Raw genomic sequence first — 16,546 nt, 5'->3', positions numbered from 1 at the left:
GGCGTTTCGGCATAAAGTCCAGCGGGCCGAGACCCGCTAAAAATTCAGCCTTTTTCTTCGACAATCTCGACCATGTGCGGAATCGAGTTGATCATGCCGCGCACAGAAGGTGTGTCTTCCAGCTCGCGCACGCGGTGCATTTTGTTCAGGCCCAGGCCGATCAGAGTTGCGCGCTGCTTTGCAGGGCGGCGGATCGGGGAGCCGATTTGTTTGATGACGATAGTCTTGGCCATGCTTATACTTCCTCAACCACTTGGGCGGACGACTCTACGTTGTCTTCGCGCTTGGGCAGAATGTCAGCCACTTTTTTACCACGACGCTGGGCAACCGAACGAGGCGATGCCTCTTTCTTCAGGCCGTCCATGGTGGCGCGGATCATGTTGTACGGGTTTTGCGAACCAATCGACTTGGACACGACGTCCTTGATGCCGAGCATTTCGAAAACGGCACGCATCGGTCCACCGGCGATGATACCGGTACCTTCTGGTGCTGTGCGCATCACGACCTTGCCGGCGCCGTGGCGACCTTCCATGTCGTGGTGCAGGGTGCGGCCTTCGCGCAGTTGCACGCGGATCATCTGGCGTTTTGCCTGCTCGGTGGCTTTGCGAATGGCCTCGGGGACCTCTTTCGCCTTGCCTTTGCCGAAGCCGACGCGGCCTTTCTGATCGCCAACAACCACAAGTGCGGCGAAGCCAAAGCGCTTACCACCCTTGACGGTTTTGCTGACGCGGTTGATCGCGACCAGACGGTCTGCGAATTCCGGTGTTTCTTCCCGGTCGCGGCGCGGGCCGCGGCGGTTTTCACGTTCTGCCATGAGAACATCCTTTTCATTGGTGGCTTGCGCCGAATAGCTCAATCCTGGTGGGACAAAAGCCCCCGGATCATCGAAGCCGCCCCCTGCATGGCAAGGGGCGACCTACATTGGTCTTAGATTTTCAAACCACCTTCACGCGCAGCGTCGGCCAGAGCCTTCACCTTGCCGTGAAAGAGGAAGCCGCCGCGGTCGAAGTATGCTTCTTCCACGCCTGCCTTCTTCGCGCGCTCTGCGATCGCAGAACCGACCTTGGTGGCCGCGTCGATGTTGTTCTTGCCCACAACGCCGAGATCTTTCTCGAGGCTGGAGGCCGATGCCAAAGTGACACCATTCACATCGTCGATCAGCTGAACGCTGATGTTCTTGTTCGAGCGGTGAACCGAAAGGCGCATGCGCCCTGCGTTCACGCGGCGAAGTTTGTTCCGGACGCGCAGGCGGCGCTTGAGGAACAGGGTCCGTTTGCTGTTTGCCATCTGTCTGGTCCTTACTTCTTCTTGCCTTCCTTGCGGAAGATATACTCGTCTTTGTACTTGATGCCCTTGCCTTTATAAGGCTCGGGCTTCCGCCAGGCGCGAATGTTCGCTGCAACCTGACCGACGAGTTGTTCATCAATGCCTTCGACCACAATCTCGGTCTGCTTCGGCGCGGTCACTGTCACCCCTTCGGGTGGCAGATAGTCGACGTCGTGAGACAGGCCGAGGTTCAGGCGCAGGGTGTTGCCCTGCATCTGGGCGCGGTAACCCACGCCGTTGATCTCGAGTTCTTTCTTGAAGCCTTCGGACACGCCGGTGACCAGGTTCGCGACCATCGTGCGGCTCATGCCCCACTGCTGGCGCGCGCGCTTGGATTTGCCACGGGGCGTGATCTTGACCACATTGTCTTCGACCGTCAGGGTCACGTCATCCGTTGCCTTGAACGAACGTGTGCCTTTGGGGCCTTTGACTTCGATGGACTGGCCGCTGACCGATGCGGAAACACCGCTGGGCAGGCTGACCGGTTTCTTACCAATACGAGACATGGAACCCTCCTTAGAATACGGTGCAAAGCACTTCGCCGCCAACATTGGCCGCCCGTGCACTTGCATCCGACATCACACCTTTGGGTGTGGAGACAATCGACACGCCCAGGCCCTGACGGACAACGGGGATGTCATTGACGCCCATGTAGACGCGGCGACCGGGCTTGGAGACCCGTTTCACTTCGCGAATGACGGGTTCGCCTTCGTAGTATTTCAGGCTGATTTCGAGAGCCGGGTGGCCGTCGATGCCTGTTTTTGCTTCGTAGCCGCGAATATAGCCTTCGTCGGCCAGCACGTCCAAAACCCATGCACGCAGCTTGGAGGCTGGTGTCATGACTGTGGACTTGCCGCGCATCTGGCTGTTGCGGATGCGTGTCAGCATGTCTGCGATAGGATCATTCATACCAAAAGCCCTCCTTACCAGCTCGACTTGACCATGCCGGGGATCTGGCCACTGGAGCCAAGATCACGCAGCGCGATCCGCGACATTTTCAGTTTACGATAATACGCATGCGGACGGCCGGTCAGTTGGCACCGGTTGTGCAGACGCGTCGCCGAGCTGTTGCGCGGCAGTTTCGCGAGCTTCAAGGAAGCGCGGAAGCGATCCTCCATCGGCTTGCTCTCATCGCTGATGATCTCTTTCAGTGCGGCGCGCTTGGCGGCGTACTTCTTGACCAGAGCTTCGCGCTTTTTCTCGCGCTCGATCATGGATTTCTTAGCCATATCTAAATTCCTTCCCGCGCTTAAGAATTGAAGGGCATGTTGAAAGCTTTCAACAGCGCCTTGGCTTCTGCGTCGGTTTTCGCCGTCGTGGCGATCACGATGTCCATGCCCCAGGTTTCGTCAACTTTATCAAAGTTGATTTCAGGGAACACGATGTGCTCTTTCATGCCCATGGCATAGTTGCCACGGCCGTCGAAAGACTTGCCCGATACGCCGCGGAAGTCGCGGATACGAGGCATTGCAATTGTGATCAGGCGATCGAGGAATTCGTACATGCGGTCGCCACGCAGGGTGACTTTGGCACCCAAAGGCATGTCTTCACGCACCCGGAAACCCGCGATGGATTTCTTGGCAACGGTGGTCAGTGCCTTCTGGCCAGCGATCGCGGACAGGTCTTCCTGGGCGGATTTGGCTTTCTTGCTGTCACGGACAGCTTCTGCACCACAACCGATGTTCAGGACGATCTTGTCCAGACGCGGGATTTGCATCTCGTTCTTGTAACCGAACTCTTCTTTCAGGGCAGCGCGGACTGTGTCGCGGTACTGCTCCCGGAGGCGGGGTGTGTATTTTGCGTCGTCGAGCATCAGATCACGTCCCCTGTTGTCTTGGCAAAGCGCACTTTCTTGTCGCCTTCCATTTTGAAGCCCACGCGTGTGGCTTTTCCGTTTGCGTCCAGCAGAGCCAGATTGCTCAGATCGACCGGCATCGCCTTGGGGATGCGGCCGCCTTGCGTGGTCTGGCTTTGACGTGTGGCGCGGATGGCGATGTTCAGGCCATCGACCACGGCTTTGTTCGACTTGGGGTCAACCGAGGACACTGTGCCCTGCTTGCCTTTGTCCTTGCCGGTGAGCATGACGACCTTGTCGCCTTTTTTGAGTTTCGCAGCCATCAGAGCACCTCCGGAGCCAGCGAGATGATTTTCATGAAGTTCTTGGCGCGCAGTTCGCGAACAACCGGGCCAAAGATACGTGTACCGATGGGCTCGTTGTTGTTGTTCAGGATGACGGCGGCGTTGCGGTCGAAGCGGATGGCGGTGCCATCGTCACGACGAACTTCCTTGGCGGTGCGCACGACGACGGCCTTGCGGACGTCCCCTTTTTTCACACGGCCGCGCGGAATGGCTTCCTTGACCGACACGACAATGATGTCGCCGACGGATGCGTATTTACGCTTGGAACCACCCAGCACCTTGATGCACTGAACACGGCGAGCGCCGCTGTTGTCAGCAACATCCAGGTTGGTTTGCATCTGGATCATTTGGTTTCTCCCGACCTTTGGGGGGCGATGCGTGCCTGATCCCCAGGGTTTCGATTAATGTTGAGAGCGTGGCTCAGACTTCAGCGCCTGCGTACACTTCCCAGCGTTTTGTCTTCGAGCGTGGCGCGCATTCGATAATCCGAACTGTGTCGCCGACCTTGAAGGCATTCTTTTCATCGTGCGCCCGGTACTTCTTGGACTTACGAATGGTCTTTTTCAGAACCGGGTGCGTAAAGCGGCGCTCTACGTTCACGGTGATGGTCTGTTCGTTCGCGTCGGAAGTCACGACGCCTTGCAGGATACGCTTGGGCATGTCGGCCTTCCTTATTCAGCTGTGGCTGCGGTGGCAGCTTTTTGGTTCAGGATCGTCTTCACACGCGCGGCATTTCGGCGCGCGGTGCGGATCAAAGCCGCATTTTCCAGCTGGCCGGTGGCTTGCTGAAAACGCAGGTTGAAGCTTTCCTTTTTCAGCTCGGCCAGCTTGTCACGCAGCTGGTCCGGCGTCATGTCGCGCAGTTCTTGGGCGTTCATCCCATTTTCCTTTCAACATCACCAGTAGGCCCCTGAGGGGTGACCATGATTCTGGTGGAGTTCATGATGAAAGGTGCCAATACGCGGGATGCACCAACATGGCAACCCCTATGCGGGATATGCCCGACCTTATATCGCGATGCTCCCTGCAGGCAATTGATCCGGCAGGGGTCAACCTGATAACCCGTGGATCAGACCATTGATCAGCGAGAACATCATGACCCAGAAAACCGCCCTTGTCACGGGTGCCGCGCGCGGCATCGGCCTTGCCACCACACGGCTCTTCATCGAACAGGGTTGGCGCGTGGCGATGGTGGACCGCGACGGGGACGAACTGAATGACGTGGCCAAGGGCATCAACGAGGCATCCGCCTTCGTCTGCGATGTGTCCCGCCCTGATGAGGTCGACAAGATGGTCGCCGAGGTGCGCCGCAGCTTTGGCCGCATCGACGCGGTGGTAAACAATGCGGGTGTCGCTGATTTCGGGCCGATCGAAGAGACGGACTTTTCCCGCTGGCGCCGCGTGATGGACACCAACCTCGACGGTGTCTTTCTGGTCTCGCAGGCCTGCGTCCCGGCGCTGAAGGAAACCCGCGGCGCACTTTTGAACATCGCGTCGATCTCGGGCCTGCGGGCATCGACCCTGCGCGTGGCCTACGGCACCTCTAAGGCTGCGGTGATCCACCTGACCAAGCAACAGGCCGCCGAACTGGGCGAATACGGCATCCGCGCCAATTGCGTCTGCCCCGGCCCCGTACGCACCAAGCTGGCGATGGCGGTTCACACGCAAGAGATCATCGATGCCTACCACGACGCTATCCCGCTGAACCGCTACGGGTCAGAGAACGAAATTGCCGAGGTCATCACCTTCCTCTGCTCGGACAAGGCGAGCTATGTCACCGGGCAGATCGTCGCCTCGGACGGCGGCTTTGAAAGCACCGGCGTCGGCCTGCCCGCCCTGCGTTCATAACACTTCCCTAAGAAAGCCGCCCTCATGTCCGATATTTCATCCCTTTTCGTAACCCGCCTCTACCACGCCCTGCTGTCCGAACATGGCCCTGCCATCGACGCCGATGAAATGAGCGCATCATGCTACGCAATCGCCGACGATGACGAAGCCGGACAGGACTGGTGCGAGGAGAACGGCTTTCCCGGCTATACCTCCTATGCCTCGCTGACCGACCTGCCCTGGCGGTTTCCGATCTTTGCCGATCTGGTCAAGGCGCTGGACAAACACGTGGCCGCATTCGCCGAGGACGCGGGCTTTGACCTCGACGGGCGCAAGCTGGTTCTGGAAGATCTGTGGATCAACATCCTCCCCGAGGGCGGCAGCCATTCCGGCCACATCCACCCGCATTCGGTGGTGTCCGGCACGACCTATGTGGCGATGCCCGAAGGTGCCAGCGCGATCAAGTTCGAAGACCCCCGCCACGCCATGATGATGGCCGCGCCCCCCCGCGTGAAAGACGTGCGAGAAGAGTTGAAACCCTTTATCTATATCGCCCCGTCCGTCGGCGACGTGCTGCTTTGGGAAAGCTGGCTGCGTCACGAAGTGCCGATGAACATGAGCGAGGACGAGCGGGTGTCTGTGTCGTTCAACTATCGTTGGGAATGAGGCGCGGCCCGGCAGGCGTAATGCCTACCTCTTCTTCGCGGCCTTGCGCGCGTCTTCCTGCTCTTTCACCAAGGCCTTCTCTTCCTTGGTCAGCTTGTTGCCCCACTGGTTGTTGCTGAGGCCCAGGTCGGCGGGCATGGGCTTGGTCTTGCCCTTCTTGACCGCGCCGCCCTTGTTGAGGAACTCGCGGATCAGGTCTTCATCGGTGGTGGGTTTGGGGACTTGTTTCATCGCGGAGGCCTTTGCGTGGGTGGCGGAACGTCGTCTGCGGCGAGGGTAAAGGGGATTGAGTGTGATGGCCAGACTTGGCTTGGCGCCCGTCGCCTAGTGTCAGGTCTCTGGAACAGAAAAAGCCCCCGCTGATCGTTCAGCGGGGGCCTTTTGTCATTACCGGGGCCGGAACGGGCATTTCTGCAAAATACCCTGCCTCCGGCTGATTGCGCCTTTGGGCGCAATCCTTACCAGTCCTCGCGGACAACCACGCGGGTTTTGATCGGCAGCTTCATCGCAGCCAGGCGCAGGGCCTCGCGTGCAACGTCGTCACCGACGCCGTCGATTTCAAACATCACACGACCGGGTTTCACCTTGGCCGCCCAACGGTCGACCGAACCCTTACCTTTACCCATACGAACTTCGATGGGCTTGGCTGTGACGGGAACATCCGGGAAAATCCGGATCCAGACACGGCCCTGGCGTTTCATGTGACGTGTCATCGCGCGGCGTGCCGCTTCGATTTGACGTGCTGTAACCCGCTCAGGCTCAATGGCTTTGAGACCATAGGTGCCGAAGTTCAGGTCAGACCCGCCCTTCGCCAGACCCTTGATGGAGCCCTTGAACTGTTTGCGGAACTTCGTGCGTTTTGGTTGAAGCATCTCTCTTCCCCTTTAGCGACGGCCACCAGCGCCACGGGGCGCAGGACCATCCTGGAGTTCTTGTGCTTTACGATCACGCGCCTGCGGGTCGTGCTCCATGATTTCACCTTTGAAGATCCAAGTCTTGATCCCGATGATACCATAAGCCGTTGTCGCTTCGACGTGTGCGTAATCAATGTCGGCCCGCAAGGTGTGCAAAGGCACGCGGCCTTCACGGTACCATTCGGTCCGCGCGATCTCAGCGCCGCCCAGACGGCCGGCGACGTTCACGCGGATGCCAAGGGCACCCATACGCATGGCGTTCTGAACCGCACGCTTCATGGCGCGGCGGAAAGACACCCGGCGCTCCAGCTGTTGTGCGATGCTTTCGCCAACCAGTGCCGCATCCAGTTCCGGCTTGCGCACTTCAACGATGTTGAGGTGCAGTTCGCTGTCGGTCAGGTTGGCCAGCTTCTTGCGCAGCACTTCGATGTCGGCGCCTTTTTTGCCGATGATCACACCGGGACGTGCCGTGTGGATCGTGACGCGGCACTTCTTGTGCGGACGTTCGATGATCACGCGGGCGATACCGGCCTGCTTGCACTCTTCCTTGATGAAATCGCGCATCTTCAGGTCTTCCAGCAGAAGATTCCCGTAGTCCTTGGTGTCGGCGTACCAGCGGCTGTCCCAGGTGCGGTTGACCTGAAGACGCATACCGATCGGATTGACTTTGTTACCCATCAGGCTTGCTCCTCGACTTGACGCACTTTGATCGTGATTTCGGCAAACGGCTTCATGATCTTGCCGAACCGGCCACGAGCGCGCGGACGACCGCGTTTCAGCGTCAGGTTTTTACCAACCCAGGCTTCTGCGACGATCAGTTCGTCAACATCCAGATTGTGGTTGTTCTCGGCGTTCGCGATGGCGGACTGAAGGCATTTCTTCACGTCCTGCGCGATACGCTTTTTCGAGAACGTCAGGTCGGTCAACGCTTTGTCGACTTTCTTGCCGCGGATCATCTGTGCGACCAGGTTCAGCTTCTGAGGGCTGGTGCGCAGCATGCGGGTTTTTGCCATGGCTTCATTGTCGGCCACGCGGCGCGGATTCTTATCCTTGCTCATTTGCGTTTCGCCTTCTTGTCAGCGGCGTGACCATAATAGGTACGCGTCGGGGAATATTCACCGAACTTCTGGCCGATCATATCTTCGGAGACGTTCACCGGGATATGCTTGTGGCCGTTGTACACGCCAAATGTGAGGCCCACGAACTGGGGCAGGATGGTTGAGCGACGCGACCAGATCTTGATCACTTCTTTGCGGCCGCCTTCACGCGACGCTTCGGCCTTTTTCAGGACGTAGCTGTCGACGAACGGGCCTTTCCATACGGAACGAGACATCTATTAGCGCCCCTTCTTCTTGGCGTGACGCGAGCGGATGATCAGCTTTTGCGACGCTTTGTTTTTGTTGCGGGTACGAGCACCCTTGGTCGGTTTGCCCCATGGCGATACAGGGTGACGACCACCCGATGTACGGCCTTCACCACCACCGTGGGGGTGGTCGATCGGGTTCATGACGACACCACGCACAGATGGGCGGATGCCCTTGTGACGCATGCGGCCCGCTTTACCGTAGTTCTGGTTCGAGTTGTCGGGGTTCGACACGGCACCGACGGTGGCCATGCATTCCTGACGCACCAGACGCAGTTCACCGGACGACAGGCGGATCTGAGCGTAGCCACCGTCACGGCCTACGAACTGGGCGTAGGTGCCTGCGGCACGCGCGATCTGACCACCCTTGCCGGGCTTCATTTCGATGTTGTGTACGATTGTACCGATGGGCATGCCCGAGAAAGGCATCGCGTTACCGGGTTTGATGTCGGCCTTTTGGCTCGACACGATCTTGTCCGCCACTGCCAGACGCTGGGGCGCGAGAACATAGGCTTGCTCGCCGTCCTCGTATTGCACCAGTGCGATGAACGCGGTCCGGTTGGGGTCATATTCGATGCGGACGACTGTGGCCGCCACGTCAAATTTGTTACGCTTGAAATCGACGATCCGGTAGAGGCGTTTCGCCCCACCGCCTTTGCGGCGCATCGTGATCCGTCCGGTGTTGTTCCGTCCGCCATTCTTGGTCAGACCCTCTGTGAGGGCTTTGACCGGGCGGCCTTTCCAAAGCTCCGAACGGTCGATCAGTACCAGCCCGCGCTGGCCCGGCGTCGTCGGCTTATACGACTTAAGTGCCATGTTTGCTGTCTTCCGTTTTGCTTGTCAGCGACCGGAGTCGCCGTGGTTGTAGGGCCCCGAAGGTCCCCGTTTGGTATGTTCCACAGTCAGAAGTTGCGCCTGATGCAGGAACAAAGGCAAAGCCCCGGACGAATCCGGGGCTCTGCCGATGGGGCGACCTAGCAGGTTCGATCCAAGCCGTCCAGAGGCAGCGCCGCAGTTTGCGCGAACAAGATGCCTGCACCCAGATAGGCACCCCAACCGACAGACAAAAAGAAAGGCGCCGAAGCGCCTTTCTCATCGTCTCTTATGGTGCAATCTAAGCCTGTTGGCTCAATTACATGCCAAGTTCGTCGGCCATGACCACGCCGGGCTGCAGGACGCGCACTTCGGCTTCGTTGAACTCGGGCATCATTTCCAGACGCTCTTCGGTCACGCCGGGCACGATGACTTCGTTGCCTTGCATGATCAGCTTCTCAAGCGGGATGGCGACGTTGTTTTCGCCCATACCGAGGAAGCCACCGACACCGACGATGGCGACCAGCGTGTCGCCACGCATGCCGACTGCGTCGATCTCGCCCACGTCTTCACCCATTTCGGTGGCGACGTTGCGGCCGGTAAGTTCCTCAACGCGTAGACGGAAGATCGGCAGAACCGCGACCTCGGCCTGATAGCGCTCGCGATCTGCTTCCGCCATATTGCCCTGTTCGTCGGCGTTGTAGTCTTCCAACACGACTCGCGCCTGCTGCTGCATGACGTCGATGTCGGCCTGATCTGCGCCTTCGACGTTTACTTCGGGCTGCGGTGCCGCACCGACGACGACATTGGCGTCCTCACCTTGCTGCACGTTCACCTCGGCTTCGCTGCGCTCGACGCTCACTTCGGGGTTTTCGGCAGCGGCGACGTTCACGTTCGCCTCGGCGCTCTCGACTGTGATGCGCGGCTCGGCTTCCTCGATGGTGATCCGCGGCTCGGGGCGCACGAAGCGCACGACGGGTTCCGGTTGCTCCAGATCCACGATCGGCTCGCCGGTTTCAACGTCGACTTCGGGCTGCGGCACCATGACGGTCACGACAGGCTCGGGGATGCGGACGGTGACCTGCGGCTGCGCCTGCTCGACGGTGATGATCGGCGCTTGTTGCTGCACGCGCACGGTCGGTTCAGGCACGGCCACTGTCACTTCGGGCTGGCCCTGCTCGACAGTAACGACAGGCGCCTCTTGCGAGACGTTCACATCGGGGTCGGGTACGGTCACGTCAACGGTTGCGTCTTCCTGCTCGACGACAACCTGGCCGCCTGCGACATCAGCCGTGGCTGCGGGTTCGTCCGAAGTCTGTGCGGCCAGCGGTGCGGCTGCAAGCAGGGCTACGGCGGATACGCCCGCCAAGAGTTGTTTTGAATATAAGGTCATTTGGATCTCCCATTTTCGTTCATTCTGCGGAGCTGAGAACGCCCCGCTGCATGAAAAAGGAACAAGCCAATGTCGCCGACGTTCCGAAAAAAGTTGAAGATTATTTACGGAACTTTTCGATGGCAAAATCGTTTCAGCGGCCCGGACCACGGACGCCCTGACCAGGCGAATAGACCAAAACCAAAAAGCCCCGGCTGCTTGCGCGACCGGGGCTTTCCAATAATGTGCGAGACGACTTACAGCCCCGAAGAGATGTCGATCGTGTTGCCCTCTTCGAGGGTCACATAGGCTTTCTTGACGTCGCGACGACGGCCGGGCTGGCCGCGGAACCGCTTGGTCTTGCCTTTGGTGATGGACGTGTTGACCGCTTTCACCTTGACGCCAAAGACGGCTTCGACAGCCTCCTTGATCATCGGCTTGTTGCTGTCCATCGCCACTTCGAACACAACGGCATTGGCTTCGGATGCCATCGTTGCCTTCTCGGTGATGATCGGCTTGCGGATCACGTCATAGTGGTTTGCTTTGGCGCTCATTTCAAACGGGCCTCCAGTGCTTCGACACCTGCCTTGGTGATCACCAGAGTGTCACTTTTCAGGATGTCATAGACGTTTGCGCCCATCGACGGCAGGATATCCAGACCTTCGATGTTGCGTGCGGCGATCAGGAACTCTTCGTTAACCGAAGCTCCGTCGACGATCAGCGCGCGTTTCCAGCCCAGATCCTTGACCTGTTTGGCCAGAGCGGCGGTTTTACCGGCGGCAGTCGCCTGGTCGATGATGACCAGTTCGCCCGCTTTCATCTTGGCGCTGAGTGCGTGACGCAGGCCCAGTTTGCGGAACTTCTTGGTCAGCTCGTGGCCGTGCGAACGCGGGGTCGGACCCTTATAGATACCACCTTTGCGAAAGATCGGAGCAGAGCGTGCGCCGTGGCGTGCGCCGCCGGTGCCCTTCTGGCGATAGATCTTCTTGGTCGAGTAGCTCACTTCCGAGCGTGTCTTGACCTTGTGGGTACCTTGCTGGGCGTTGTTACGCTGCCAGCGCACGACGCGGTGCAGGATGTCGGCGCGCGGCTCGAGACCGAACAGGGCCTCGTCCAACTCTACCGATCCGGCTTTTCCGCCGTCCATTTGGATGACATCGAATTTCATGCGTCACCTTCTTTCTTGTCTTCGGCGTCCGAGTTGTCGGCGTCAGAACCTTCGGAAGCGATATCGGCTTCAGCGGCTTTCAGCGCTTCGGCTTCGGCTGCGGCTTGCTCTTCGGCCAGACGCTTTGCTTCTGCTTCTGCTTCGGCTGCGGCGGCTGCGGCGGCTTCTTCAGCGGCTTTGGCGGCTTCGTCGGCTGCGGATTTCAGGGCTGCGGGCAGGATTGCACTGTCGGGGAACGGTTTCTTGACCGCGTCCTTGACTGTGACCCAGCCGCCTTTGGAACCGGGAACGGCGCCCTTGACCATGATCAGGCCACGGTCGCTGTCGGTGCGGATCACTTGCAGGTTTTGTGTGGTGACACGGGCAGCGCCCATGTGACCGGCCATCTTCTTGCCTTTAAAAACCTTGCCCGGATCCTGACACTGACCTGTCGAGCCGTGCGAACGGTGCGAGATCGAAACACCGTGCGACGCGCGCAGACCACCGAAGTTGTGACGCTTCATCGCACCGGCAAAACCTTTACCGATGGAGGTGCCTGCCACATCCACGAACTGACCTTCGAAATAGTGGTCAGCAATGATTTCCTCGCCCACGGCCAGCATGGCCTCGGGGTCGACGCGGAATTCCGCGACCTTACGCTTGGGTTCAACCGAAGCGGCGGCAAAGTGGCCGCGCATCGCCTGACTTGTGCGTTTGACTTTGGCGGTGCCCGCACCCAGCTGAACGGCAGTATAACCGTCTTTCTCGGGTGTACGTTGGGCAACGACCTGCAGTTTGTCGAGTTGGAGAACGGTCACAGGGATCTGCTTGCCGTCTTCCATGAACAGCCGGGTCATGCCGACTTTTTTCGCGATAACGCCTGAGCGCAACATATGATTACCCTCCTACGCTTACGATTGCAGCTTGATCTCGACGTCCACACCAGCGGCCAGGTCGAGCTTCATCAGCGCGTCCACGGTCTGGGGAGTCGGATCAACGATGTCCAGCAGGCGCTTGTGCGTGCGGATCTCGAACTGGTCACGGGATTTTTTGTCAACGTGGGGGCCACGCAGAACGGTGAATTTCTCGATCTTGTTCGGCAGCGGAATTGGGCCGCGAACCGAAGCGCCTGTGCGCTTCGCGGTGCTGACGATTTCCTGTGTGGAACTGTCAAGTACCCGGTAGTCAAACGCCTTGAGGCGAATGCGAATGTTTTGGCTTTGTGCCATGTGCATATCCCTTGACTTGGGATTTCTACGGATTGGAGGAAAGACGCTCATCGCCTCCCCTCATCGCGTGTGGTGTAGAACCAAGAAGGGCACGCATAGGCGCACCCTTCAGAGAACTTGGGCCGTTTACGAGGAGTCGGGTGCAAATGCAATGGGCATCTGGCAAAAACTTGAGACGCAAAACAGGGTTTGCGTTAGGGAAATTTTGCATAATCCCTCTGCTACTCTATATTAAACAAAAAAAACAAGTAGATCGTTGAGCAGTCGCATATGTTGAAAGTTCTTGCAAAAATCTGGGGATACACTTTTGCCCCGATGCTGCAGCGCCCCCGGCGTTTGCAGGTGGCGGCGCTGTGCCACCGCTCAAAGGGTGACGACACCGAGGTGTTGCTGGTCACCAGCCGGGGCACCGGGAGGTGGATCATCCCGAAGGGCTGGCCGATCCGCGGACTAAAATCGTCCGAGGCGGCATTGCAAGAAGCCTGGGAAGAGGCCGGAGTGCGCAACAGCAAGGCGATTGAGGCGCCCATCGGTACCTATACCTATGACAAACGCCAGAACACAGGCTGGGACATGCCCGTGGAAACGCTGGTCTACTCGGTCGCGGTCAGCGAACTGAGCGAAGATTTCCCCGAAGCGCACGAGCGCAAGCGCAAGTGGGTCAAGCCGAGGGAAGCTGCCGATATGGTGGCCGAACCGGAACTTCAGATGATTTTGCGCCAGATGTAGCGTCACGTGATGCTGGCCTGCGCTTGAACGTCCGGCACGTATCGGGCAAGTACGGTCAACCTCGAAGGGACCGGACACATGAGCAACACCGAAGGCGACCCGCGCCACCTAGACACCCTTGATCGCGACCTTAACCGCTTTTCCAATGCGGAAATGGCGGCGCTTTATGTTGCGCGCCCAATGGTCAGCACGGGCATCGCCCTGATCTTTGTGGTTATGGCGGGCCTGGCGGCGGCATTGTTCTTTGGCCAGGCCAACAACACCCTGATCGTCGTCGTGGCTGCCTGCCTTGGGGCCTATATGGCGTTGAACATCGGTGCCAACGATGTTGCCAACAACATGGGGCCGGCAGTGGGCGCGAACGCACTGACCATGGGCGGCGCTATTGCCATCGCCGTGGTTTTTGAAAGTGCCGGTGCATTGCTGGCCGGGGGCGACGTGGTGTCGACCATCGCCAAGGGCATCATCGCCCCGCAAAGCATGGGCACCGCGACTGTATTCATATGGGCGATGATGGCCGCTCTGCTGTCTGCGGCGCTCTGGATCAACCTTGCCACCTGGGTCGGCGCGCCCGTGTCCACCACGCATTCGGTCGTGGGCGGCGTCATGGGCGCTGGCATCGCAGCCGCCGGTTTCACCGCCGTAAACTGGCCGACGATGAGCGCAATTGCCGCCAGCTGGGTTATTTCCCCGGTGCTGGGCGGGGTCGTCGCTGCGCTGTTTCTGGCGCTGATCAAATCCCGCATCATCTACCGCGACGACAAGATCGCGGCTGCCCGCATCTGGGTGCCGGTCCTCGTCGGCATCATGTCGGGCACCTTTGCCACCTATCTGGCGCTCAAGGGGCTTGGCAAAGTGCTCGATATTACACTGCCCACTGCCGTGCTGATCGGCGTGGGCGTCGGGGTGCTGACATGGGTGGTTATGATCCCGTTGATCCGCAAACAGTCCAAGGGGCTGGAAAACCGCAACAAATCGCTCAAGGTGCTGTTCGGCATCCCGCTGATCGTCTCTGCGGCCCTGCTCAGCTTTGCCCATGGCGCCAACGATGTGGCCAACGCCGTGGGGCCCCTTGCTGCCATCGTGCAGGCGTCGGGCACCGGCAGTTTCACCGATGTCGTCAGCATCCCGACCTGGGTGATGGTCATGGGGGCGTTCGGCATCTCCTTCGGGTTGTTCCTCTTCGGGCCCAAGCTGATCCGCATGGTCGGCGGCCAGATCACCAAACTGAACCCGATGCGCGCCTATTGCGTGGCGCTTTCGGCGGCGATCACGGTGATCGTTGCCAGTTGGCTTGGCCTGCCCGTCAGCTCGACGCATATCGCCGTGGGCGGCGTGTTTGGCGTCGGGTTCTTTCGCGAATGGGACGCTGAACGGCGCATCCGCAAGGCCAAGCTTGCCATGCCCGAGCGCGCAAGCTACGGGCCGGAAGAACGCAGGCGCCGCAAACTGGTGCGCCGCTCGCACTTTCTGACGATCATCGCCGCCTGGGTGATCACGGTTCCAGCAGCGGCAACGCTTTCTGCGGTGATCTTTTTTGGCATCCAGAGCGTTGCAGGTTAGGCCTACAAGCCTGCGCGCCTTAGGTGATTCGTCACGCCAAGCTCGCCTAAAGCGTGAACGGGCGACAGTTCAGTCCAAGGCCATGCATTGATCCCGGACCGGAAACCAAAACGCGCGAGAACTTGCTTATACCTGTGACAGCCACGCGCAAGCGCGTGCGCAGCCTCGCGCGGCTCCCGCTTTGCGTGTAAAATCCAGGGAGAAATCCGCGCCAAGCCTGCCCGTTTCGGACAGGCTCGAAAGGCGGATCAAACGAGCAAGCATCGTCCGCGGTCGACGCAGTTGCCGGGGCGGTCGCCAAACAACCGGAGCCTGAGCAATGACCAATCCCGATACGCAAAGCACGCCCGATACACCGACAGCCGACGAGATGAAGAGAACCGCCGTTCCGGATCTGGAGCGCCGCATGGTGAGCTTTACAACGGGAACGCGGATTTCGACCCGAAAGGGTCTGGTCGCCGTCGAAAAGCTGAAAGTCGATGACGAGGTGCTGACCCGCGATCAGGGGCATCAAAGCATCCGCTGGATCGCTTCCAGTGATCTGACCGCGGCAGAGCTTGGCCAGAACCCGCAGCTGCAGCCCATTCGGGTCCTCAAGGGCGCGCTGGGGCCCCAGCAACCCACGCACGACACCGTGCTGAACCCCAACCAGCGTGTGCTGATTGCCAGCACCGATAACGCGCCCGAAGCGATGGTATGCGTCAACACGTTGCTGGACCGCGACGGGATCGAGCAGGTCGGGGCGACCGATATCACGTATATTCACCTGGTTCTTGACCGACACCCCGTCGTCATGGGCGACGGGCTTTGGTCAGACAGCCTTCAACCGGGTAACACGAAAGCAGCGGCTAAACGAGACACTCCCGAGAATGGATTTGTGGATCTCTTTCCCGAACTCTCCCCCTCTGCTGCAGACGCTGAAAACATGTATGCGCAAGCCGCTGCCGAGAAGGAATACGCGCAGAGATTGCCCAATTTGCCGATCCGATAGGGGACGAGCACATCAGCGACACCGCACATGAAAAAGGCCGCAGCATCCGCTGCGGCCTTTTCTTTGTCTCGGCGTCAGGCGGGCCCGAGAGCCCACCCAGATACCTTACTCGGTGATTTTCGCCACCACGCCGGCGCCGACTGTGCGGCCACCTTCGCGGATCGCAAAGCGCAGGCCCTGCTCCATCGCGACCGGTGCAATCAGCTCAACGTCGAACTTCAGGTTGTCGCCGGGCATCACCATTTCCGTGCCTTCGGGCAGGTTCACGGTGCCGGTCACGTCTGTGGTCCGGAAGTAGAACTGCGGACGGTAGTTCGCGAAGAACGGCGTGTGACGGCCGCCCTCATCCTTGGTCAGGATGTAGGCTTCGGCTTCGAACTTGGTGTGCGGCTTCACGGAGCCGGGCTTGCAAAGAACCTGACCACGCTCGACGCCTTCACGGTCGATACCGCGCAGCAGAGCGCCGA

28 protein-coding genes are annotated in these 16,546 nt (G+C 59.5%); 5 read left to right on the top strand and 23 right to left on the bottom strand.

Going from position 1 to position 16,546, the window contains the following annotated elements:
- Window positions 1-44 precede the first annotated feature (44 nt).
- From rpmD to rpmC, 11 genes are all read right to left on the bottom strand, one after another.
- Window positions 45-233 (bottom strand): 50S ribosomal protein L30, encoded by a 189-nt coding sequence (gene rpmD / locus NTA49_RS05500; protein WP_258293661.1) that lies wholly within the window; start codon window positions 231-233, stop codon window positions 45-47.
- 2 nt (window positions 234-235) lie between these two features.
- Window positions 236-814 carry a 30S ribosomal protein S5 gene (gene rpsE / locus NTA49_RS05495; protein WP_258293660.1) on the bottom strand — a complete coding sequence of 193 codons (579 nt, stop codon included), beginning with the start codon at window positions 812-814 and terminating at the stop codon, window positions 236-238.
- A 113-nt stretch (window positions 815-927) separates the two neighbouring features.
- Complete coding sequence (gene rplR / locus NTA49_RS05490; RefSeq protein WP_258293659.1) at window positions 928-1,287, bottom strand: 50S ribosomal protein L18; 360 nt, start codon at window positions 1,285-1,287, stop codon at window positions 928-930.
- 11 nt (window positions 1,288-1,298) lie between these two features.
- The gene (gene rplF / locus NTA49_RS05485) at window positions 1,299-1,832 is read right to left on the bottom strand and encodes a 50S ribosomal protein L6 (RefSeq protein WP_258293658.1); all 534 of its coding nucleotides are present in this window, start codon (window positions 1,830-1,832) and stop codon (window positions 1,299-1,301) included.
- 10 nt (window positions 1,833-1,842) lie between these two features.
- Window positions 1,843-2,235 (bottom strand): 30S ribosomal protein S8, encoded by a 393-nt coding sequence (gene rpsH, locus NTA49_RS05480; RefSeq protein WP_258293657.1) that lies wholly within the window; start codon window positions 2,233-2,235, stop codon window positions 1,843-1,845.
- A 14-nt stretch (window positions 2,236-2,249) separates the two neighbouring features.
- Window positions 2,250-2,555, bottom strand: a complete 306-nt coding sequence (gene rpsN / locus NTA49_RS05475; protein WP_258293656.1) for a 30S ribosomal protein S14 — start codon at window positions 2,553-2,555, stop codon at window positions 2,250-2,252.
- 20 nt (window positions 2,556-2,575) lie between these two features.
- A complete protein-coding gene (gene rplE / locus NTA49_RS05470) occupies window positions 2,576-3,139 on the bottom strand; it encodes a 50S ribosomal protein L5 (protein ID WP_258293655.1) in 564 nt (187 codons plus the stop codon).
- Complete coding sequence (gene rplX, locus NTA49_RS05465; protein ID WP_258293654.1) at window positions 3,139-3,444, bottom strand: 50S ribosomal protein L24; 306 nt, start codon at window positions 3,442-3,444, stop codon at window positions 3,139-3,141. Before rplX ends, rplE begins: the two co-directional genes overlap by 1 nt.
- Window positions 3,444-3,812 (bottom strand): 50S ribosomal protein L14, encoded by a 369-nt coding sequence (gene rplN / locus NTA49_RS05460; RefSeq protein WP_013963207.1) that lies wholly within the window; start codon window positions 3,810-3,812, stop codon window positions 3,444-3,446. Before rplN ends, rplX begins: the two co-directional genes overlap by 1 nt.
- A gap of 73 nt (window positions 3,813-3,885) precedes the next feature.
- Window positions 3,886-4,125 carry a 30S ribosomal protein S17 gene (gene rpsQ / locus NTA49_RS05455; RefSeq protein ID WP_258293653.1) on the bottom strand — a complete coding sequence of 80 codons (240 nt, stop codon included), beginning with the start codon at window positions 4,123-4,125 and terminating at the stop codon, window positions 3,886-3,888.
- An 11-nt stretch (window positions 4,126-4,136) separates the two neighbouring features.
- Window positions 4,137-4,343 carry a 50S ribosomal protein L29 gene (rpmC, locus tag NTA49_RS05450; RefSeq protein ID WP_258293652.1) on the bottom strand — a complete coding sequence of 69 codons (207 nt, stop codon included), beginning with the start codon at window positions 4,341-4,343 and terminating at the stop codon, window positions 4,137-4,139.
- Window positions 4,344-4,560: 217 nt separating this feature from the next.
- Here rpmC and NTA49_RS05445 point away from each other — a divergent pair, with 217 nt between their 5' ends.
- Window positions 4,561-5,313 carry an SDR family NAD(P)-dependent oxidoreductase gene (locus tag NTA49_RS05445; protein WP_258293651.1) on the top strand — a complete coding sequence of 251 codons (753 nt, stop codon included), beginning with the start codon at window positions 4,561-4,563 and terminating at the stop codon, window positions 5,311-5,313.
- A gap of 24 nt (window positions 5,314-5,337) precedes the next feature.
- Complete coding sequence (locus tag NTA49_RS05440; RefSeq protein ID WP_258293650.1) at window positions 5,338-5,958, top strand: 2OG-Fe(II) oxygenase family protein; 621 nt, start codon at window positions 5,338-5,340, stop codon at window positions 5,956-5,958.
- 24 nt (window positions 5,959-5,982) lie between these two features.
- Here the strand turns inward: NTA49_RS05440 and NTA49_RS05435 are convergent, their stop codons facing one another.
- The 11 genes from NTA49_RS05435 to rpsJ form a co-directional block, all read right to left on the bottom strand.
- A complete protein-coding gene (locus NTA49_RS05435; protein WP_258293649.1) occupies window positions 5,983-6,189 on the bottom strand; it encodes a hypothetical protein in 207 nt (68 codons plus the stop codon).
- A 227-nt stretch (window positions 6,190-6,416) separates the two neighbouring features.
- Window positions 6,417-6,830: a 50S ribosomal protein L16 gene (gene rplP / locus NTA49_RS05430; RefSeq protein WP_231035679.1), complete on the bottom strand. Its 414-nt coding sequence runs from the start codon at window positions 6,828-6,830 to the stop codon at window positions 6,417-6,419.
- Between the two features lie 12 nt (window positions 6,831-6,842).
- Window positions 6,843-7,550, bottom strand: coding sequence for a 30S ribosomal protein S3 (gene rpsC, locus NTA49_RS05425; protein WP_258293648.1), 708 nt, complete (start codon window positions 7,548-7,550; stop codon window positions 6,843-6,845).
- Window positions 7,550-7,930 (bottom strand): 50S ribosomal protein L22, encoded by a 381-nt coding sequence (gene rplV, locus NTA49_RS05420; protein WP_037915861.1) that lies wholly within the window; start codon window positions 7,928-7,930, stop codon window positions 7,550-7,552. Before rplV ends, rpsC begins: the two co-directional genes overlap by 1 nt.
- Window positions 7,927-8,205 carry a 30S ribosomal protein S19 gene (gene rpsS, locus NTA49_RS05415; RefSeq protein WP_258293647.1) on the bottom strand — a complete coding sequence of 93 codons (279 nt, stop codon included), beginning with the start codon at window positions 8,203-8,205 and terminating at the stop codon, window positions 7,927-7,929. The genes rplV and rpsS overlap by 4 nt, the downstream gene beginning before the upstream one ends.
- A 3-nt stretch (window positions 8,206-8,208) precedes the next feature.
- Window positions 8,209-9,051 carry a 50S ribosomal protein L2 gene (gene rplB, locus NTA49_RS05410; RefSeq protein WP_258293646.1) on the bottom strand — a complete coding sequence of 281 codons (843 nt, stop codon included), beginning with the start codon at window positions 9,049-9,051 and terminating at the stop codon, window positions 8,209-8,211.
- 316 nt (window positions 9,052-9,367) lie between these two features.
- Window positions 9,368-10,441, bottom strand: a complete 1,074-nt coding sequence (locus tag NTA49_RS05405) for a PRC-barrel domain-containing protein (RefSeq protein ID WP_258293645.1) — start codon at window positions 10,439-10,441, stop codon at window positions 9,368-9,370.
- Window positions 10,442-10,677: 236 nt separating this feature from the next.
- A complete protein-coding gene (locus NTA49_RS05400) occupies window positions 10,678-10,974 on the bottom strand; it encodes a 50S ribosomal protein L23 (RefSeq protein ID WP_258293644.1) in 297 nt (98 codons plus the stop codon).
- Window positions 10,971-11,588, bottom strand: coding sequence for a 50S ribosomal protein L4 (gene rplD / locus NTA49_RS05395; RefSeq protein ID WP_258293643.1), 618 nt, complete (start codon window positions 11,586-11,588; stop codon window positions 10,971-10,973). The genes NTA49_RS05400 and rplD overlap by 4 nt, the downstream gene beginning before the upstream one ends.
- Window positions 11,585-12,460 carry a 50S ribosomal protein L3 gene (gene rplC, locus NTA49_RS05390; protein WP_261368163.1) on the bottom strand — a complete coding sequence of 292 codons (876 nt, stop codon included), beginning with the start codon at window positions 12,458-12,460 and terminating at the stop codon, window positions 11,585-11,587. The genes rplD and rplC overlap by 4 nt, the downstream gene beginning before the upstream one ends.
- Window positions 12,461-12,478: 18 nt before the next feature.
- Window positions 12,479-12,796, bottom strand: coding sequence for a 30S ribosomal protein S10 (rpsJ, locus tag NTA49_RS05385; RefSeq protein ID WP_258293642.1), 318 nt, complete (start codon window positions 12,794-12,796; stop codon window positions 12,479-12,481).
- A gap of 315 nt (window positions 12,797-13,111) precedes the next feature.
- Here rpsJ and NTA49_RS05380 point away from each other — a divergent pair, with 315 nt between their 5' ends.
- The 3 genes from NTA49_RS05380 (at window position 13,112) to NTA49_RS05370 (ending at window position 16,079) form a co-directional block, all read left to right on the top strand.
- Window positions 13,112-13,525: an NUDIX hydrolase gene (locus NTA49_RS05380; protein WP_258293641.1), complete on the top strand. Its 414-nt coding sequence runs from the start codon at window positions 13,112-13,114 to the stop codon at window positions 13,523-13,525.
- Window positions 13,526-13,603: 78 nt separating this feature from the next.
- The gene (locus NTA49_RS05375) at window positions 13,604-15,088 is read left to right on the top strand and encodes an inorganic phosphate transporter (protein ID WP_258293640.1); all 1,485 of its coding nucleotides are present in this window, start codon (window positions 13,604-13,606) and stop codon (window positions 15,086-15,088) included.
- A gap of 319 nt (window positions 15,089-15,407) precedes the next feature.
- Window positions 15,408-16,079: a Hint domain-containing protein gene (locus NTA49_RS05370; RefSeq protein WP_258293639.1), complete on the top strand. Its 672-nt coding sequence runs from the start codon at window positions 15,408-15,410 to the stop codon at window positions 16,077-16,079.
- A gap of 105 nt (window positions 16,080-16,184) precedes the next feature.
- On the opposite strand, the gene NTA49_RS05365 is transcribed toward NTA49_RS05370, so the two are convergent.
- The coding region (locus tag NTA49_RS05365) for an EF-Tu C-terminal domain-related protein (protein WP_456300292.1) at window positions 16,185-16,546 on the bottom strand (362 nt) is incomplete at its 5' end.

The organism is Pseudosulfitobacter koreensis, assembly GCF_024733015.1.
Lineage (GTDB): Bacteria > Pseudomonadota > Alphaproteobacteria > Rhodobacterales > Rhodobacteraceae > Pseudosulfitobacter > Pseudosulfitobacter koreensis.
The sequence above is the reverse complement of the archived record's forward strand: the minus strand, read 5'-3'. Positions and strand labels throughout refer to the sequence as shown.

Coding starts and splice junctions, on each gene's coding strand:
- rpsQ (WP_258293653.1), bottom strand. CDS start 4,125: ATGCCCAAGCGTATCCTGCAAGGCGTCGTGACTTCCGACGCGAACGAA.
- rpsJ (WP_258293642.1), bottom strand. CDS start 12,796: ATGGCACAAAGCCAAAACATTCGCATTCGCCTCAAGGCGTTTGACTAC.
- rplR (WP_258293659.1), bottom strand. CDS start 1,287: ATGGCAAACAGCAAACGGACCCTGTTCCTCAAGCGCCGCCTGCGCGTC.
- rplE (WP_258293655.1), bottom strand. CDS start 3,139: ATGCTCGACGACGCAAAATACACACCCCGCCTCCGGGAGCAGTACCGC.
- rpmC (WP_258293652.1), bottom strand. CDS start 4,343: ATGAACGCCCAAGAACTGCGCGACATGACGCCGGACCAGCTGCGTGAC.
- NTA49_RS05435 (WP_258293649.1), bottom strand. CDS start 6,189: ATGAAACAAGTCCCCAAACCCACCACCGATGAAGACCTGATCCGCGAG.
- rpsE (WP_258293660.1), bottom strand. CDS start 814: ATGGCAGAACGTGAAAACCGCCGCGGCCCGCGCCGCGACCGGGAAGAA.
- rplV (WP_037915861.1), bottom strand. CDS start 7,930: ATGAGCAAGGATAAGAATCCGCGCCGCGTGGCCGACAATGAAGCCATG.
- rpmD (WP_258293661.1), bottom strand. CDS start 233: ATGGCCAAGACTATCGTCATCAAACAAATCGGCTCCCCGATCCGCCGC.
- rplC (WP_261368163.1), bottom strand. CDS start 12,460: ATGTTGCGCTCAGGCGTTATCGCGAAAAAAGTCGGCATGACCCGGCTG.
- rpsS (WP_258293647.1), bottom strand. CDS start 8,205: ATGTCTCGTTCCGTATGGAAAGGCCCGTTCGTCGACAGCTACGTCCTG.
- rplX (WP_258293654.1), bottom strand. CDS start 3,444: ATGGCTGCGAAACTCAAAAAAGGCGACAAGGTCGTCATGCTCACCGGC.
- NTA49_RS05405 (WP_258293645.1), bottom strand. CDS start 10,441: ATGACCTTATATTCAAAACAACTCTTGGCGGGCGTATCCGCCGTAGCC.
- rplB (WP_258293646.1), bottom strand. CDS start 9,051: ATGGCACTTAAGTCGTATAAGCCGACGACGCCGGGCCAGCGCGGGCTG.
- NTA49_RS05380 (WP_258293641.1), top strand. CDS start 13,112: ATGCTGCAGCGCCCCCGGCGTTTGCAGGTGGCGGCGCTGTGCCACCGC.
- rplD (WP_258293643.1), bottom strand. CDS start 11,588: ATGAAATTCGATGTCATCCAAATGGACGGCGGAAAAGCCGGATCGGTA.
- NTA49_RS05370 (WP_258293639.1), top strand. CDS start 15,408: ATGACCAATCCCGATACGCAAAGCACGCCCGATACACCGACAGCCGAC.
- rplP (WP_231035679.1), bottom strand. CDS start 6,830: ATGCTTCAACCAAAACGCACGAAGTTCCGCAAACAGTTCAAGGGCTCC.
- rplF (WP_258293658.1), bottom strand. CDS start 1,832: ATGTCTCGTATTGGTAAGAAACCGGTCAGCCTGCCCAGCGGTGTTTCC.
- NTA49_RS05445 (WP_258293651.1), top strand. CDS start 4,561: ATGACCCAGAAAACCGCCCTTGTCACGGGTGCCGCGCGCGGCATCGGC.
- rplN (WP_013963207.1), bottom strand. CDS start 3,812: ATGATCCAGATGCAAACCAACCTGGATGTTGCTGACAACAGCGGCGCT.
- rpsH (WP_258293657.1), bottom strand. CDS start 2,235: ATGAATGATCCTATCGCAGACATGCTGACACGCATCCGCAACAGCCAG.
- NTA49_RS05375 (WP_258293640.1), top strand. CDS start 13,604: ATGAGCAACACCGAAGGCGACCCGCGCCACCTAGACACCCTTGATCGC.
- rpsC (WP_258293648.1), bottom strand. CDS start 7,550: ATGGGTAACAAAGTCAATCCGATCGGTATGCGTCTTCAGGTCAACCGC.
- rpsN (WP_258293656.1), bottom strand. CDS start 2,555: ATGGCTAAGAAATCCATGATCGAGCGCGAGAAAAAGCGCGAAGCTCTG.
- NTA49_RS05400 (WP_258293644.1), bottom strand. CDS start 10,974: ATGAGCGCCAAAGCAAACCACTATGACGTGATCCGCAAGCCGATCATC.
- NTA49_RS05440 (WP_258293650.1), top strand. CDS start 5,338: ATGTCCGATATTTCATCCCTTTTCGTAACCCGCCTCTACCACGCCCTG.